This window comes from Nostoc sp. ChiQUE01b (assembly GCF_034531255.1).
In the GTDB taxonomy this organism is placed as follows: domain Bacteria; phylum Cyanobacteriota; class Cyanobacteriia; order Cyanobacteriales; family Nostocaceae; genus Nostoc.
The window spans coordinates 1-17,004 of sequence record NZ_JAVRBM010000049.1; the positions used below are offsets into that span (position 1 = coordinate 1).

Annotated in this window: 16 protein-coding genes; 9 read left to right on the forward strand and 7 right to left on the reverse strand. The window is 40.4% G+C overall.

Annotated elements, in window-relative coordinates; genetic code table 11:
* Positions 1 to 298: 298 nt before the first annotated feature.
* Positions 299 to 928: an HD domain-containing protein gene (locus tag RMY63_RS26630; protein ID WP_322731578.1), complete on the forward strand. Its 630-nt coding sequence runs from the start codon at positions 299 to 301 to the stop codon at positions 926 to 928.
* Positions 929 to 1,427: 499 nt separating this feature from the next.
* Here the strand turns inward: RMY63_RS26630 and RMY63_RS26635 are convergent, their stop codons facing one another.
* Together RMY63_RS26635 and RMY63_RS26640 are read right to left on the reverse strand one after the other, a co-directional pair.
* The gene (locus tag RMY63_RS26635) at positions 1,428 to 2,522 is read right to left on the reverse strand and encodes an alkene reductase (RefSeq protein WP_322731579.1); all 1,095 of its coding nucleotides are present in this window, start codon (positions 2,520 to 2,522) and stop codon (positions 1,428 to 1,430) included.
* Positions 2,523 to 2,606: 84 nt separating this feature from the next.
* Positions 2,607 to 3,347: an SDR family oxidoreductase gene (locus RMY63_RS26640; RefSeq protein WP_322731580.1), complete on the reverse strand. Its 741-nt coding sequence runs from the start codon at positions 3,345 to 3,347 to the stop codon at positions 2,607 to 2,609.
* A 30-nt stretch (positions 3,348 to 3,377) separates the two neighbouring features.
* Here RMY63_RS26640 and RMY63_RS26645 point away from each other — a divergent pair, with 30 nt between their 5' ends.
* Positions 3,378 to 3,509 carry a hypothetical protein gene (locus tag RMY63_RS26645; RefSeq protein ID WP_322731581.1) on the forward strand — a complete coding sequence of 44 codons (132 nt, stop codon included), beginning with the start codon at positions 3,378 to 3,380 and terminating at the stop codon, positions 3,507 to 3,509.
* A 697-nt stretch (positions 3,510 to 4,206) separates the two neighbouring features.
* Here RMY63_RS26645 and RMY63_RS26650 read toward each other — a convergent pair.
* Entirely contained in the window at positions 4,207 to 4,662 is a 456-nt protein-coding gene (locus RMY63_RS26650; protein ID WP_322731582.1) for a hypothetical protein, read from the reverse strand.
* A 507-nt stretch (positions 4,663 to 5,169) separates the two neighbouring features.
* Positions 5,170 to 6,480, reverse strand: a complete 1,311-nt coding sequence (locus RMY63_RS26655; protein WP_322731583.1) for an efflux RND transporter periplasmic adaptor subunit — start codon at positions 6,478 to 6,480, stop codon at positions 5,170 to 5,172.
* A 727-nt stretch (positions 6,481 to 7,207) separates the two neighbouring features.
* Between RMY63_RS26655 and psaK the strand changes: the two genes are divergently transcribed.
* Positions 7,208 to 7,468 (forward strand): photosystem I reaction center subunit PsaK, encoded by a 261-nt coding sequence (psaK, locus tag RMY63_RS26660; RefSeq protein WP_322731626.1) that lies wholly within the window; start codon positions 7,208 to 7,210, stop codon positions 7,466 to 7,468.
* An 88-nt stretch (positions 7,469 to 7,556) separates the two neighbouring features.
* Here psaK and RMY63_RS26665 read toward each other — a convergent pair whose 3' ends face one another.
* Entirely contained in the window at positions 7,557 to 7,688 is a 132-nt protein-coding gene (locus RMY63_RS26665) for a hypothetical protein (RefSeq protein ID WP_322731584.1), read from the reverse strand.
* A 332-nt stretch (positions 7,689 to 8,020) separates the two neighbouring features.
* On the opposite strand from RMY63_RS26665, the gene RMY63_RS26670 reads away from it, so the two are divergent.
* The 6 genes from RMY63_RS26670 (at position 8,021) to RMY63_RS26695 (ending at position 15,120) form a co-directional block, all read left to right on the forward strand.
* On the forward strand, positions 8,021 to 8,272 hold the full coding sequence (locus RMY63_RS26670; protein ID WP_322731585.1) for a hypothetical protein: 252 nt from the start codon (positions 8,021 to 8,023) through the stop codon (positions 8,270 to 8,272).
* Between the two features lie 315 nt (positions 8,273 to 8,587).
* A complete protein-coding gene (locus RMY63_RS26675) occupies positions 8,588 to 9,175 on the forward strand; it encodes a LemA family protein (protein WP_118169528.1) in 588 nt (195 codons plus the stop codon).
* Between the two features lie 6 nt (positions 9,176 to 9,181).
* Positions 9,182 to 11,104 (forward strand): M48 family metallopeptidase, encoded by a 1,923-nt coding sequence (locus RMY63_RS26680; protein ID WP_322731586.1) that lies wholly within the window; start codon positions 9,182 to 9,184, stop codon positions 11,102 to 11,104.
* A 493-nt stretch (positions 11,105 to 11,597) separates the two neighbouring features.
* On the forward strand, positions 11,598 to 12,317 hold the full coding sequence (locus tag RMY63_RS26685) for a hypothetical protein (protein WP_322731587.1): 720 nt from the start codon (positions 11,598 to 11,600) through the stop codon (positions 12,315 to 12,317).
* A 342-nt stretch (positions 12,318 to 12,659) separates the two neighbouring features.
* Positions 12,660 to 13,427: a DUF1350 family protein gene (locus tag RMY63_RS26690; protein WP_322731588.1), complete on the forward strand. Its 768-nt coding sequence runs from the start codon at positions 12,660 to 12,662 to the stop codon at positions 13,425 to 13,427.
* Between the two features lie 556 nt (positions 13,428 to 13,983).
* On the forward strand, positions 13,984 to 15,120 hold the full coding sequence (locus RMY63_RS26695; protein WP_322731589.1) for a PP2C family protein-serine/threonine phosphatase: 1,137 nt from the start codon (positions 13,984 to 13,986) through the stop codon (positions 15,118 to 15,120).
* On the opposite strand, the gene RMY63_RS26700 is transcribed toward RMY63_RS26695, so the two are convergent.
* Together RMY63_RS26700 and grpE are read right to left on the reverse strand one after the other, a co-directional pair.
* Complete coding sequence (locus RMY63_RS26700; protein ID WP_322731590.1) at positions 15,121 to 15,447, reverse strand: STAS domain-containing protein; 327 nt, start codon at positions 15,445 to 15,447, stop codon at positions 15,121 to 15,123. It abuts the gene before it with no gap.
* Positions 15,448 to 16,190: 743 nt separating this feature from the next.
* The gene (grpE, locus tag RMY63_RS26705; RefSeq protein ID WP_322731591.1) at positions 16,191 to 16,835 is read right to left on the reverse strand and encodes a nucleotide exchange factor GrpE; all 645 of its coding nucleotides are present in this window, start codon (positions 16,833 to 16,835) and stop codon (positions 16,191 to 16,193) included.
* Between the last annotated feature and the right edge of the window lie 169 nt (positions 16,836 to 17,004).

The following is a 17,004-nucleotide window of genomic DNA, read 5'->3' on the forward strand; positions in this document are numbered from 1 at the left end:
TTTTATTCTTCTACCACTTTTTTATGCCGTATTTATATTTCGGATAGGTCTAATGACTCGCTAACGCTGCGCTATCGAAATAAATCTTTTTTTGTTTTTCCATACCGCATGTTGGGGCTTCAGACCTTTTGTGCTGAGTGCGATTATTACTTTTTTTACTCTAAGCCGAGTTACTCAGCACTGTTTCGGTCACTTTCTGAGAGCCACCTTTATAGAGCGCTTTGGGCGCGGCTCTCACAACGTAACTTCAACCAATTTTGATGTTGAAACTGTTGATTCATCAAATAAGGAAACACACATGTCCTCAATTCATCACTCAATTCCAAACAGCGAGATTTGTCAGAAAGCAACTCAACTGGTTGCAGAAGTGTCACCCACTTTTTTGTGTAACCACTGTATTCGCACATTTCTCTTTGGCGATTTGCTTGGTCAACGGGATGGACTGAAGTGCGATCGCGAACTGCTGTATCTCGGTGCGGTGCTGCACGACTTGGGACTAAGCGATCGCTTTGATGGGGAACAGCGATTTGAAGTGGATGGTGCAGACGCAGCACAGGCTTTTGTTCTGGAGCATGGACTATCAGACGAAAAGGCAGAAATCGTTTGGGACGCGGTCGCCCTTCACACATCCCTTGGAATTGCTTCGCGCAAACAGCCCGAAATTGCTTTGGTGCATCTGGGAGCAAGTGCAGACGTGTTAGGCATCCGAATGGCTGACATTTTACCAGAAACAGTCGAGCAAGTGCTGGATGCGTATCCTCGATTCGGCTTTAATGCAGCAATGACTGAATTGTTAGTATCACAAGTCAAACGTAAGCCGCATACCACCGCTTTTACCTGGCTAGCAGAAGTGGGACGAAGTTGCGTTCATGGCTTTGTTTCATCAAGTTGGAATCAAATGCTCGATCGCAGTCCGTTTGCTGAGTGATGGGGCGATTGCTTTCAAATTACTATTCAAGCCTTGTACACCATGTATTTGACTTGAGAACTGACCGTGAAAATTCAGGCAGCTGTTGGCTGCCTCTAACTCCCCCCTCGTAATGATTATCATTTCCATACAAAGTGAAATTTATTTTTCTGAAAGCCTTATGTAGTTTGAGTTTTTGTGTATTTCACCCTGATTCAGGCTCGTCAATATTTAGATGCGTTTGCGCTGTACAAGACGCTGCGCGTTCGCGTAGCGTCCCGTAGGGAAGGAAAGGCGTTCTTCTCTAACGAGACGCTACGCGTTGGCGGAGCCTCTCGCAGAGAAGGCGTTCTTGGCGTCAACTCTACAAGACGCTACGCATTGGTGGAAGCCTCTCCAAGAGTTGGTGGTTCGACAAATTAAGCTTTTGGGCGATTTTTGCGTAAGTCCTAAAATATAAAACCGAAAAGTTTTGCAACTGACAAATTATATTTTTGATTTAGAGATGACTGTGATTCCTTTATGTGGTCTGAAGTTCTAAAAATGGGTAGTCGGTGTATCCTGTGGCGTCAGGGGCATAAAATGTTTTTGGATCTGGGGTGTTCAAATGTGCGTTAAGTTCTAAGCGTTTTGGTAAGTCAGGATTAGCAAGATATAACTTGCCAAAAGAAACTAAATCTGCATTACCACTAGTAAGAATACTATCTCCTGTGGGGCGATCATAGCCACCATTGGTAATCAAAGTACCTTGGAATACTTGGCGGAAGTAGGGTGTAACAGGGTTCATGACTTCGCGGGTTGCTAAATCGACTTCGTTCGGTTCCATCAGGTGAAGATAGGCAAGTCCAAAGGTGTTAAGAGCATTGATCGCATAACCAAAAGTTTCTTGAGGGTTGGAATCATTCATTCCATAAAAAGTGTTACTTGGCGAAAGTTTGATCCCAACCCGGTTTGCACCCCAAACGCTAGCGACTGCTTCCACAACTTCTAAGAGGAATCGGCTACGCTTTTCTATGGAGCCGCCATACTCATCTGTACGCTGGTTCGAGCCATCTTGGAGGAATTGGTCGATTAAATAGCCAAATGCACCGTGAAGTTCAATCCCATCAAAACCAGCCGCCAAGGCATTTTCGGCACCTTTGCAAAATTGTTCAACAATCTCGGAAATTTCTGGGGTTTCTAAAGCGCGGGGAGTTTCCAAAGATACTTTACCTATAGGTGTGTGGAGTGAGCCAATCCCAGCGATCGCACTAGGAGCAACTGGCAACTCTCCACCAAGTAAAGCCGAGTGAGAAACTCTCCCAGAATGCCAAAGTTGCAAAAAAATTCTCCCCCCTTGTTCGTGTACTGCATTAGTTGTCAACCGCCATCCTGCCACTTGTTCTTCTGAGTAAATTCCTGGACAGTTAATGTATCCTAAACTCAGAGGTGAAACCATTGTACATTCAGTAACGATCAGCCCCGCACTAGCGCGTTGGGTGTAGTAAGTTGCCATTAGCGAGTTAGGGATGCTTGCAATTGCCCGCAAACGCGTCATCGGTGCCATTACAATCCGGTTTGGTAGGGTGTAAGGGCCAAGCTGAACTGGTGTGAAAAGATTGATATTGGAATTCATGACTTAAATTTCTATTACGGCATTGCACATTACTGGCTGAGGTTTTGAAACGGGGAATATTGCTTTCATCAGGAGAGCTTTTTCTCACGCGATTCCACCGTTGACACGAATATTTTGCCCAGTGATCCACCTAGCTTCATCGCTAGCGAGAAACGCTACTACATCGGCGATTTCTTGCACATCTCCGAGTTTATTAAAAGCAGCCATTTGGGCTAAACGATCTATCTGTTCTTGTGTTTTACCTTCTCGGAATAGTTCTGTATCGGTGGGGCCAGGAGAAATAACATTAACTGCGATCGCTTTTGCACCCAATTCTTTAGCTAGTACCCGCGTAATTTGTTCAACAGCACCCTTGGTTCCTACATAGGCACTATAAGTTGGCAGCATCATCACCGTAGTTGAAGAAGAAAAGTTGATAATCCGTCCGCCTTCTGATATATGTTGCGCGGCTTGTTGACAAGCAAAATAAGTGCCTTTGACATTAATGGCAAAAATCGCGTCGAAATCTTCTTCTGTCACCTCAGTAATTGGTTTATAAAAGGCGATTCCGGCATTATTGACCAAAATATCGATTTTACCAAAGCGTTCAAGTGTTTGCTCAAATAACCTTTGGATGTCGGGCACTTTGCTAATATCAGCTTGAATAGCAACTGCCTCTACTCCCAACTTTTCAATTTCTGCAACAACTTCTTGTGCTTTGCCTGCATTACCTGCATAGTTGACGACAATAGATGCGCCGTTACCAGCTAATTTTAGTGCGATCGCTCGTCCAATTCCCCGCGATGCACCAGTAATAATTGCAACTTTTCCGGCTATTGATGCCATAGATTAATTGAGTTATTTTGGTTAACTAAAGTGATTATCTGCTCTTACAGTAGTATTCCAAGGTTAAATTTAGCGATCGCTGCTAAAACTCTCGACTTCATTCCAGCCGAAATCCCGCCAGCGAATTTAAGTAACTCTCAGGCGGGAGAAATGAAAATATAGCAACCGCCAAGGCAGTTAGGACATTGGTGATTGCTCAAAACCTTGAAATTACTGGGTTTTTACTCAGCACGGGCTAAACGCCCCGCTTCCGCTAACAGCACTTTGCTATACTTTGCAAAAGGTGAGGATACGTGGCCTCTTGGCGGCATTTTCACAGCAGATTAAGATTTGCTACGGCTTGGCGAATATTGTTGAATATGTTGAGCTAAATTGACTTTCTGAGTGTTCTTTGAGCTAAACGCGATGCCTAAGACAGTAAACTACGCCCTACCGAACCTGACAGAATTTAAGTGCTGATCACACAGGTATTGTCTTGACCGAGACAATGCAAGGATTTTAGATTTTGGATTTTGGATTAAATCTAAATCTAGAATCCAAAAAACGGTTTCAAGCCTCTCTGTTTACGGAGAAAAAAACAAAACTTTTCAATATTTAAGCATCTTCTTTATAAGGAAAGGTTAATCCAAAGACGCTCTCTACAAGACGCTACGCGTAGCTTGCAACTCTTACAGAGTACGCGGACTCGTTGGTGCAGCCTCTCCTTGAGAAGGAGCTTCTCTACGAGACGCTGTTTGCGAACGCTATCGTAAATCCAAAATCTAAAATTGAGTGACCATAGTCTACAAACATCTTTTATAAATTGTCTGTCTTCGTTAACCAAAAGCTCATCTGGTCGATCAAATCTGCATAGATTAAATTATCTAAAGAAGGGGTTTTCTTGACCTTCTCCTTGAATCAAAAACTGCGGACATGTTGGCTCAGATAAGCGTGTTCCATTAAATGTATAAGTAGTGCCGTTGGAATTGATAGCATTACCACTTATCCTCCGAGCTGGAACCAAGTCTCCTCTTACTTCACCGCTAAGTGCGATACTTTCTTCTAAAGTTGGATTTGTGACTGCTTGCCAATTTCTCTGAGCCTGACCTAGATTTGTGCGGCTATAAGTAGCGTCTAGCCCAACAAAGCGTAGGCTGCTACCATCGGCGTTAAATTCAAAACAAGCAGTAAAATTATCTCCCTGACTTGACTTAAGATTGACATTATAACTTTTGCCCTCCACTCCAGCTTGTACTGGCGCAGCCAACAACATTATCTGTCCAAGTAAACAAGTTAAAACTAAACCACATTTAGATTGGATGATTTTCCCTGACATAATAATTGTTTACCTTTGTTATGTAATCAAGTCAATTGCTTACTTTTACTCATTGGTGACAGGGTAAAGTCATTAACCATTTGTCAATAAGTAATCGTGATTAAATTTAGTAAAAATCGAGGTTGCAAACGTAAATTTCCAGCCTGTGATGTCTTTGCATAGCGTCTCATTGACAAGACTAGCTACGCCTACGAATATTTAAAAGTATCGTTCATCCTTGCCTTAAAATTTAGTATAAAGCTTAATTAGATACTCAATAGCATAGATAATTTCTAGCGTAATCACTATTCACAAAACGAGTTATATCTTAAAATGTTACGAATACTTTCTTTTTAGGAGAAATGAATGGAAGTGAATTCAGCGTGTATTGCATGCATAGACACGTAGAGACTACTTTACAAGTTCTCCAACAAAGAGCGATCGCTATAGTTAACGCTTTTGGGTGAAGATTAGTAGGAGACAAGATTAAGATTTCTCTCCTGCTCCTCCTTATCTACTCCCCTTTAATTAAAATTCTGGAACGATCGCAACACCATCCCTAAGATTAAGCAACCCTGAAATAATAACTTTATCTTCTGGCTGTAATCCTTCAATAACTTGGTAATTATTACCTTTAATCTCGCCTAGCTTCACTCGCCTTTGCCGAGCTACTTGTTGGGATACACCTTGAGGAGATGTCTCTGTTTCAACTACATAAACAAAAGTGTCCCCGCCTACACGAGTCATTGCTGTTGTGGGAATTAAAACTCCGGGGCGCTGATTCCAAAATACTCTAGTTCTCACCAATTGATCTGCACGTAGCTGACCGTTAGTGTTGTCAAAATGTGCTTTAATCAATATCGTTTGTGTTTCATTGCTGGCATTAGGTGCAATAAAAAATATTCTACTTCTACCAAGCTTTTGACCTTGTGTGTTCATCACCTCTACTGGCATACCCTTACGCAATTGAGGCCCTTGCTGTAGTGGTACAGAGATATTCACTTCTAAAGGTCGATTTTGCGTGATATTAACTAATGGTGTGGAAGTATTAACTAAATCACCGACTTTCACAGGGATGTTGCCAACAGTGCCACTAAAGGGAGCGGTAATTTTGTCAGAATGGGGCTGTGGTGTTTGAGTATTTACATTAGATTGCTGCAAAGATTTTTCAGCCTGCAAAATGGTGGCTCGTTGTGCTTGAATCCTGGAATCTATTGCATCCAGACTAGTCTTAGCATTGGCAAGCCGATTAGCAAACTGATTGCTAGTCTGTCGAGACACGGCTCCTTGTTCAGCTAGGCTGACAAACTTTTCGTAGTTCTGCTGATACAGTTGCACATTCGCAACATAGGATGGTCGTTCTGCTTCTAAAGATTTGAGTGTGGCGCGGGCATTTGCCAGTTGCATTAAAAATGCTTGAGGTACAGTATTATTCCTCGCGATCGCTGCCTGTGGCGTAGAATCTACTTGGAGAATTGCCGCTCCTTCGACGATTGGATCTCCCGATTTGACAAGTATCTGGGTAACTTGACCCGGAATTCTCGGCTGGAGGGTGACTGAGCGCAGGGATTTTAGACTAGCAATAAAATCTGAACTTTCCTCAATTATGCCACTTTGTACTGTTGATATTTTGACTCTTACCCCTTGAGGTTGAGCCTTAGCATTTGAAGGTGCTGAATTTTGCGGAGTGAGTAAACGCCAAACTAGAGTTGCTCCGCCTCCTAACAATAGGAGTGCAGCTAAACTCAACCAAAGCCACCGCCGTTTTCCAGAAGGTGGCTCAAATGACGTTTCTGGAGCTTTTTCTCCAAAATCAGTTTGAGGCTCAGGGGATGTCATGGCTTTTGAGGAACTTAAGGAACAAATTAACTAGAATTCAATCAAAATTTCATCTGTTGATCTAAAAATTACTGATTTAGCATGAAGTTTTGTGACAAATTATGTGTTATCACATCCAAATATACAGTTTTGATGATTCTGTCTAAATCTACCGAAAGGTGAATCCGCTCTTTAAATTTCTGACTTCAGCTGTATCCTTCAAAAAATCAGAGATCATTTTGTTCATAACTCCTGCACAGATTTCTATAAATACATTGACATAATTTTATCGGAATCACTTTTATCTACAGCAGATTTCAAGTTGGTGAGGTACACAAGTTAAGTCTGTTACCCAGGTATGAATCAATTCAAAATTCACGCATTAAATACAGCCACGCCACTTGCAGGTGGGGTTTATACCTACCTTGGGATACAAGGATTCTTTCGCGCCACTTGCGGGCGTTAGCGTAGCGGGACGAAGTCGGGTTTTGAACCTAAATTTTCTTCATAAAGCGTATTTTACTCCTGAATTTATTACAAGTATAAATAAGTACTAATAAATCACTTATTTCAGACATTGAAATTCAAACTAGCTACCACAATCAGCTCACCGCGTTGAACTCATATTGTATTAAGTAGTAAGAATAATTGTTAAATATTGATGCAAAATCGGGTAATTTCTTGAATTTGCTTCGGAAAGTTTCAGATTATGTTTTCAACCATTAATAAAATCTCAGGAGCAAATCAGGTGTTGACCTCAACCTTACTCGCTGCTGCAAGCCCACCTCTGCAATGGAGTCCTATAGTTGGACTGATTATGATTATTGCTAATATCATTGCCATTGCCTTTGGCAAATCTACCATCAAGTATCCCAACGCAGAGCCAAAACTACCCTCAGCCAATTTCTTTGGTAATTTTGGTTTACCAGCCCTTTTAGCAACTACCGCCTTTGGTCATATCTTAGGAGTGGGAGCTATCTTAGGGTTGCATAACATGGGAAGAATTTAGGTTTTTAACCAAGTTAGCCTTATTTGATGATTCTTTTGTCTCCAGCTTTGAGCCAGAGAGTTAGTTCTCTGGCTCTTTTTTCGCTAAATTATCTTGAGAGATCGCCAGGATGCTCTAGATATAGCAAAGTGCTGTTAGCGGAAGCGGTGCGTTTAGCCCGTGCTGAGTACTGAGTGCTGAGTAGAAACTCAGTATTATCAAAGGTTTCAGCAACCAACATAGTCCTAACCTATGCTTCGACTGCTATATTTTTTGTTCGAGAGTGATTCAACAAGAAGTATTGGATTTGATTGATGAACCTGAAACGTCGTGAAGTGTAGCTAAAATAGAAATGACACACAAGCAAAAACCCAACGAATTTAAATAAATTTAGATTTTCGCCAGAACTTTATGAATATACTAAATAATCTGGCGCAACATATTGAGATGATCTTACCTGGATGCCTACACACTACTAGAAGTAGCTATAGAAGTTAATTAAAAAGGCAAATCTATCTGGGTTGCAGATGATAACCAAAATCCTGAAACTGAAATTATTGGTATCTAAACAACATGACAGATATAACAGATTTATCAAAAATAATTGCAAGCATTGGCGACAATCCGCTAATTTTGTCACCTGTAAACTTGCAATCACAAGAAGACTTAGAACTTGAGCGAAAATTGCGAGAACTCAAGTTTAAACAAGAACTAAGAAAAGATTGGATTTTATTTATTGTCAGGGATGTAGTAATTTTTCCTGCCGCCATCCTTTTTATTTTTGCTGTCAGTGGTTATTCCCTATTTATTCAGATTCATGGGTGACATATCTGGCTACAATTTTTAATCGACCACAGAGGCGCAGAGTACACAGAGAAAAGAGAGATGATAAACTTCAGAAATAGTTTGGAATTGTCGTAAATTATTTCTCTTGTCTTTGTATTTCTTTCCCTCTGCGCCTCTGCGGTTATTTAAAAAATTCTACATCAGTAAAATTGCGTAACTAATTTTACAGACGACGAAGCCAACTTGCTACAAGTAGACTCATCTTTATATCCACACAAATTTTGCTGGATATAAGGATTACCGTTATTGGTAAATCTGCAAAAAGTAAGTATCTGATGGAAATAATCTAAAAATATGGGGCTTTTAATATTTTCTGTTGCTTTAGTTGCCATTGTTGCTGTGATTATCATTAATAGCTACAACGATTTAGTTAAGTATCGCAACCGTTACAAAAATGCTTATTCTCAAATCGATGTTCAATTACAGCGTCGCTATGATTTAATTCCCAACTTGGTGGAAACTGCTAAAGGGTACATGAAACATGAGCGAGAAACCTTAGAAGCAGTTATTGCCGCCCGAAACTCTGCAATTAATGCTAGCAGTCGTGCTGCGCAAAATCCTGGAGATCCCCAAGCGATGCAACAGTTGGGCAATGCTGAAGGGGCGCTGACGGGTGCGTTAAGTCGGTTGATGGTACTTTCAGAATCTTATCCAGAATTGAAAGCCGATCGCGCTATGACTCAGGTAATGGAAGAACTATCTTCCACCGAAAACCGGATTGCTTTTGCCCGTCAGGCTTTTAATGATGCGGTGACACTTTACAACACCAAAAGCGAATCTTTCCCTAGCAACCTGGTGGCAAATACTTTTAACTTTACTGTTGCAGAATTGCTCCCTGAAGCTACTCCAGAAATAAGAAATGCTCCACGCGTGTCTTTTTAGGTGTCTATGAATTTCTTTGAACATCAGGATCGGGCACGCCAAAATACGCAACAATTAATCGGATTATTTTCCTTGTCGATCGCAGTTATGATTATGGCGATTTATATTGCCAGTTTATTTCTGTTTCGCATGGCTCCTCGGATTTGGTGGCATCCAGGGTTATTTCTCTACGTGGCTGGGATTACAATAATTGCGATCGCAGTAGGAAGTTTGTACAAAATTGCCTGTCTGAGACAGGGCGGAAGCGTAATTGCCCAAGAGTTAGGAGGAAGACTACTGTTACCAGAGATGGCCGATGAACAAGGGCGACAACTATTAAATATTGTCGAGGAAATGGCGATCGCTTCTGGTATTTCCGTCCCACAAGTTTATCTCCTTGACAGAGAAACCAGCATTAATGCTTTTGCTGCCGGATTTACGCCCAATGATGCTGTAATTGGAGTTACCCGTGGAACTTTGGAACACTTGAGCCGGGATGAGTTACAAGGAGTCATCGGCCACGAATTCAGTCATATTCTCAATGGAGATATGCGGCTAAATTTGCGTTTAGTGGGACTGCTGCATGGGATTTTGTTCATTTATTTAACCGGAGAATTGCTGTTGCGCCTTCGTGGTACTTCCCGCGAAGACAAGGGTTTGCCTTTGTGGGCTTTTGGTTTAGCACTAATGGCAATTGGCGGTATCGGATTACTTTGTGGACGCTTGATTAAAGCCGCTGTCTCTCGCCAACACGAATTTCTCGCTGATGCTTCAGCTGTACAGTTCACTCGCAACCCTAACGGACTTAACGGAGTCTTCCAAAAACTCCAACAGATGGATTCACGCTTGATATCGCCCGGAGCAGAAGCCGCTAGCCACATGTTTTTTGGCAATGCCCTCAACCCCTCTTTCTGGGAAAATATGTTTTCTACTCACCCACCCTTAGCAGAACGTATCCGTCGTGTTGGAGGTTTGAACGTCAGCAATTTGCCAACAATGCCATCTCGCAATCAAATGCGTTCCTCTTCCCAGGAATCGCTCACAATGGGCTTTGCTGGTGGTGACAGCGCCACACCAGAACAGGTTGTAAACCAAGTGGGAAGCGTTACACCAGAGCATTTTACCCATACTCAAGTGCTGTTATTGCAGTTACCAGAATCTTTGCGTTTGGGTGCGCGGCAGCAGCAAAGTGCAATGGCGATCGCTTTTGCCTTAACGTTAGATACAGAAAATCTCCAAATTCAAGAACGTCAAATTGCTTGGTTACGCGAGGTGCAGCCTGCTGATTTGGTAGACAAAACCCTACAACTAAGTAGTGAAATTAATCAGTTAGATCCCAGAATTCGCTTACCACTTGTGGATTTGGCAGTACCCGTATTGCGCCAAAACTCTGCTAAAGAATGCCAAAGGCTGTGCAAATGCGTCCACGGTTTAGTTGTAGCCACCGGAAGTTTATCGCTGTGGCATTTTGTGTTGCAGTTAATACTGTGGTATCGTCTTCAACCTAGTATAAATCCCATATCTACTACAACCGTAGAATTCACCTCCATCGAACAGATTTGGCCAGATAGTCTATTAGTATTGTCCGTAATTGCCCGTGTCGGACACTCCCAACCTGATGCGTCTACTGAAGACATCGCCTATGCTTTTCGTTCTGGAGTTTTTCGACTTCCCAAAGCCGGAGAGCAAGAAAAACCAGAAATACCATTAAGTTGTAATTTTACTGAACTAAAGAAAAGTATTGAGCGTTTACGTCTTGCCACTCCCAAACTCAAACAGGCTATTGTTGATGCATGTGCCCACACGGTACTATTAGATAATAAAGTTACTCATTCAGAAGCAGATTTACTCAGAGCGATCGCCATGATGCTAGACTGTCCCATCCCCCCATTTTTAAACCCTCAGCCTAGTGTTTCAAAACAGAAACAACCTTCTCCAAAGCAAAGCTAATGTAACGACTAATACACGATTATTTATAACTCAACAAATAAAGTCCGTTTTTGCGGACTTTTCCATTATTAAATAACCTGTTGCCTTGCGATTCTATTTACAGGCAATTAATTTGTTTTTTTATCCTAACTATTACATAGCAATCCGATTTGATTTGTGAAAATTGCAACCCACAGATACCCAATTTCTTAAATAAGTCGGGGATCTGGTTTATCACAAATAATTTAGGATTGCTATAGTATACAACAGATTTTAAGTTGGTGAGGTACATAAGCTAAGTCTGTTACCCAGGTATAACGCCTGTTTTACTCCTAAATTCTGAATTATGCTGTAAATAGTTATGTTGGCAAAAGAGTATCATATTGTACAAAATTTTTTGACATTGCCTATAAGTATTAACTTACCAAAAAAAAGTTTAGACAAAATGCCAGCATTCTAGAAATTTGATTGCTATATTAGATTAAATAACTATTCTGGCAAAGGTTGAAAAGCTGTGCGGGATGATTTACAGGATTTAGAAATTAGTCAAGATGATCTGCAAAAGCTGACTAATTTACCTGTCAATGGGGAACTTTTAATCATTACAAATCCTCTCAAGAGATTAGCATATATATATATACAAAAGCTTAAAAGCTCTGAAGGAGCAACTGTAGTTTTTATTGGATTTTCTACATTTATTTTTGTATATATTTTCTTTGATGTAATTATTAAAATGTTTGTTACATGGATAACAATCCCATCTTGGATATTATTAATTTTCTTAGGTCTTTGGGTTGGTGGTCTAACACAAACTATCTTATATTTAATCTGGAAAAGTAGAAGTAAAATTGTTAAAGCTAATATGACAAAATCTCTACAAATCCTTTTAAAGGAGGTTAATAGATATAATACTGTGATTAGAGTTATAGATATCAATGACCAAATAGAAGAAGCTGGGAATCCAGAAGTGACTATAAACGAAAGAGAGGGTGTGCTTGAAGCACTTAAACTCACCAAAGCTGATTTAGTTCGTGCTTTGAAGACAGAAAGAATTTTAAGAGAGAATAAGAATTTTATCCTGAGTAATACAGAACTATTTGTCAACAATTTAGCAACTTTAACAGCTATGCAAGTAACAGAGGAGGCTACTGAGCATGGAAGGTTACTCAATGAAGCATTACAAATTGCATTAGATGTGCAATACGAGATGAAAAGATTACAGACTCAACGTTAAGATAATTCGTAATTCATAATTAAGTTTTATAATGGTAATTTAGAAAGCACTCCTGAATTCACTCAGAATTCAGTAAGAGTTGGAGAAAGCGTAGGTGCTGCCGATAAGTCCATAGACACTACTAAGCTGTTAAGCATTTAAGAAAGCACATTGAGACCGCAGGGGGGCAGGGGGTAGGGAGCAAGGGTGAGGGTTTGCAGCTTTTATTGACAATGAAAATAGTGCAACTTGTAGGCGCGACAGCTTAGTAGGATATTTTCAATGGCTTTTTCCATAATCCTTCCCACCGTTGCGATCTCCGGTCTAACATAAAGAATAATTGTAAAGCGATCGCTTATCCGTATGGACTGGAAAGAAATTAGAGGGAACTGGGTAATCATTCCCCAAAATCCCATAGGTATCGTTCATTTTTTAGGAGGTGCATTTGTCGCCACTGCACCGCACATTACTTATCGCTGGTTACTCGAACAACTGGCAAGCAAAGGTTATGTTGTAATTGCTACGCCTTTTGTGAACACATTAGATCATACTGCGATCGCTAAATCCGTGCTGTTAAACTTTGACCGCACCCTCGAACGATTGCATGATTCTGGGGCATTACGCAAGCTTTACTTTCCCATTTACGGCGTTGGACACAGTATGGGCTGTAAACTCCACCTGCTGATTGGTAGCCTTTTTAAAGTAGAACGTGCAGGCAATATTTTAATATCCTTCAACAATTATGCCGCTAAAGAAGCTATCCCTCTAGTAGAGCAGTTCAATTCTACTTTGAAAATCGAATTTACCCCCTCGCCGTTGGAAACTAACAAACTTGTCCAAGAACGTTACAATATCCGGCGCAATTTATTAATAAAATTTAGTAATGACACCATCGATCAATCGGTAGCTTTAACTAAAATCTTACAAGAACGTTTTGATGAGATGGTGACAGCACAAACGTTACCAGGAAATCATACAACACCTTTAGGTCAAGATATTAAATGGCAAACGGGAACATCTTTTACCCCCTTTGATGCTTTAGGGCAATGGTTCAAGCAAGAAGCATACCGCGACTTAAACCAGTTAAAAAGCAACATTCTTTTATGGCTAAATCCTTTGGGAGCGCCATAATACAGCAGTTTTGATTTGCATGAAGTACAAAGTTACGGGTTTTGAGGCAGGGGGGCAGAGGGGCAGGGGAGCAGGGGGAGAAACTCTTTATATCTGATAAATCAGTCCTGGATTTTGTACCTTACTTACTTGCAATCTGCTGTATTTTATGACTGTTAAACTAAACAGTTGTAAATTCGATGAGTAAATAGAAATGAGTTATAGTGCTTCTAATTTGAGTTTAATAAAGACCAAACCCTCAACTCTTTACGTCTGTTGCTACAACGGAGGATACTCTCTTTTAAAAAGAGAGAGGAGTCAAAGTCTATTGCATACATAGACGCGTAGCGACTACTCTACGAGTTCTCCGTTGGCGCTAGCGTCTCCCCTTCTCCCAAAGGGAGAGGCTAACGCCTTCGCAAAGCGTCTCGTAGAGAAGGGAGAAGCAGTACCCGCAGGGTACAATCAGCGCTATAGCAGCATCTCTGTATTGATACTACTAGCTTATTAGCTCATATCATATTTTTATTTTCTATTTTGACAAAAAATTATTAATAAGTGTTTTCAACAAATTTATATGTTTCAAATACTAATAATTGATGACGACTATTCAATAAAAATACTCCTGAAAAGGATGTTGGAAAAACAAGGTTATGAAGTAGTTACTGCCAGTAGCGGCGAGGAAGGAATAGAAAAGGCACTAGCTTATCGTCCAGCACTAATTATTTGTGATTGGATCATGCCGGGGTTGAATGGTCTGGAAGTTTGCCACCGCATTAAGGCAGACAGCAAATTTTCTACCACATTTTTTATTTTATTAACATCCTTAGATTCCGTTGCCGATTGCGTCAAAGGTCTAGATGCTGGTGCTGATGATTTTATCTCTAAACCTATTGAGCATAATGAATTACAAGCACGGGTAAGAGCGGGATTACGCCTGCATCAGTTGAGTAGAGATTTGCAGGCTCAAAAGTTGCTTCTAGAATCAGAAATGTCAGAAGCAGCAGAATATGTGCGATCGCTGCTACCTCTTTCTATGACTGAACCCTTCAATATAAATTTCCGATTCATTCCCTCACGACAACTTGGCGGTGACTGTTTTGATTACTATTGGCTCGATAATGACTATCTAGCAATTTACTTGCTCGATACTGCCGGACATGGACTAAAAGCGACTCTTCCCTCTGTTTCAGTGCTGAATCTGCTGCGTTCCCGTGCGCTCAAAAGTCTCGATTACTATCAGCCTAGTGATGTATTGAAGGCTTTAAATGATACTTTTCAGATGGATTATCAAAATGATAAATACTTTACGATTTGGTATGGAGTTTACAACCGAATCAACCACCAGTTAATTTATGCTAGTGCAGGTCATCCACCAGCAGTTTTAGTAACTGGCACATCTCCAAGAAAGTCTGAAGTTAAACTATTGAAAACCCCTGGTATGCCAGTTGGCATGTTTCCAGAGGCAAAATATATTGATGGGTTTTGCAATATCGAAGAATTTAGTACCCTTTATATTTTTAGTGATGGTGCTTATGAAATAACTAAATCAGACGGCACTCTTTGGAGTTTAGATGCTTTTATTCAGCTACTAGTTAGCTTACAAGATCCTGTTGATAGCCAACTTGATCGCGTGCTCAGTTATTTAATAGCTCTGAACTCCAAAGATGCTTTTGATGATGATTTATCTATTTTGCAAGTGAAGTTTGATTAATTACGTATTCGAGACTAAAACCTGATTAAATGCATCTTGACTGGGAAAGATTTCAAATACTTTATCCATATTAGTCAGTTCAAATAATATCCTGACTTGCTCATTAATTGAGCAGAGAACAAGCTTAGTATCCGCAGCTCGCAAGGTTTTAAAAGCTAATACTAAAGCTCCCAAACCTGAGCTATCCATAAATGTTACATCTTTAAAATCAACTAACACAATTTTCGCACCAATTTCTAGAATCTCAGTGATTTTTTGTCGAAAATCTTGTGAAGTTGTGGCGTTCAAATTACCACTGAGCTTAATAACTTTTACTTGTTCTATCATAATTATGATACTCTGACTTATGTAAATAATGTTCTGATTTCGCTATTATAGAGCATTTAAAAATGCTTGTAAAATAAAATTCAAGATTAAATATTTAGTAATCATTGATAATTAATCAGGATAGATAAAAATTAATTATAAAATTTTGAATCTAGTTTTTTGTAATTTTTAAAACTTATTAGCTTAATTAAGTATAGTTTTTTTAATATAAATAGACCAATTATAAATCAAACTGCTAAGTAAGTTGGCATGATAAACAACTGGTATATTGAGTTTTATAAAAATGTTAGAATGACCAATTTATAAGCCGTTCGTTGATTTGATGTTTTATCATGTATGTTGATTTTTTAACGCCGACTTACTTGCATCTGATGGATTTAGATATAGCAATCTGATTTGATTCGGTGAATTACTCGTAGAGACTAGGGACTGGGGACTCTTAAGAAGGAATAAAGGTGTACTGAGTTTTTTCACGCAATCAAATATGAGTCCTATATATACTTACTTACAAGCTGAAGTTACTGCTTTTCAGATTATTTACCAAAGATTTTTACAAAACTGAGATTCTCCAATAAATCTCATGAAAGTATCACTTTAAAAGAAGTTTTCTGAAGGCGATCGCTTCTGCTATCTTAGTATTCCCAATATCTGTCATTTCTCGATAGACAATACAAAAAGTAAAGAGTTATGAATTTGTTACTCCTGTACAGACGTGATTAATCGCGTCTCTACTCCTCATTCCCTCAAACAGGACTTACTCTAGCTCTATAAAGCAGCTTTTCACCTTGAAGGTAGCCAGTGTAGCGTACTTTGACTGTTTCTCCAGGTTGTGCAGTTCCCTCCAGCAATTGGTGCAGTTGGGGATCGTAAGGTAATTCTGCTCCCACAGGTGCGATCGCTTCCACTCCCCACGCCTGTAAAAGCTTTTCCAGAGGTTTCTGCACCAACGGTACTATTTTGACTGCTGCTAGCTGGGGATTCTCCTGCGCTTTCTGTGCTGCTGTTGGCCATTGCAATAATAAAGACTCCAGCAGTTGCAAACTCGACTGCTGGAGTTCTTGTAGTAATATCTCTCGCTGCTGTTCTAATTGAAGTTGCGAGCGATCGTACTCTCTTTTTAAATCTGTAATTTCTTGCAACAATTCCTGAGTAGGCGCTGTTTTCTCTGGTAACAGCTCTACCCTTGAAAAAGTTGCGATTAATTCATTCAATGAAATCTGTAGCACTGGCGACAGCTTGAGCAGCACATCTACCCGCATCTGCTCTAGCTTTCCTTGGCGTAACCTCAAAAGTTGACGCTCTGAGACACCAGCAGCGCGACTTAGTGCTTTAAAACTAGAAATACCCACCTTTTGCATTAAATCTTGCAACTTTTGGGAATGGGGCATTGGGCATTGGGCATTGGGCATTGGGTACTGGGGATTAGGTACTGGGGATTGGGTACTGGGGAAGGTGGGGCCCCCTCTGGGGATAAGGGGTAATGGGTATTGGGCATTAGTGATTAAGTTTCTTCTCTATCCCTTTCTATTCTCTATGCCCCATGCCCCATGCCCTATT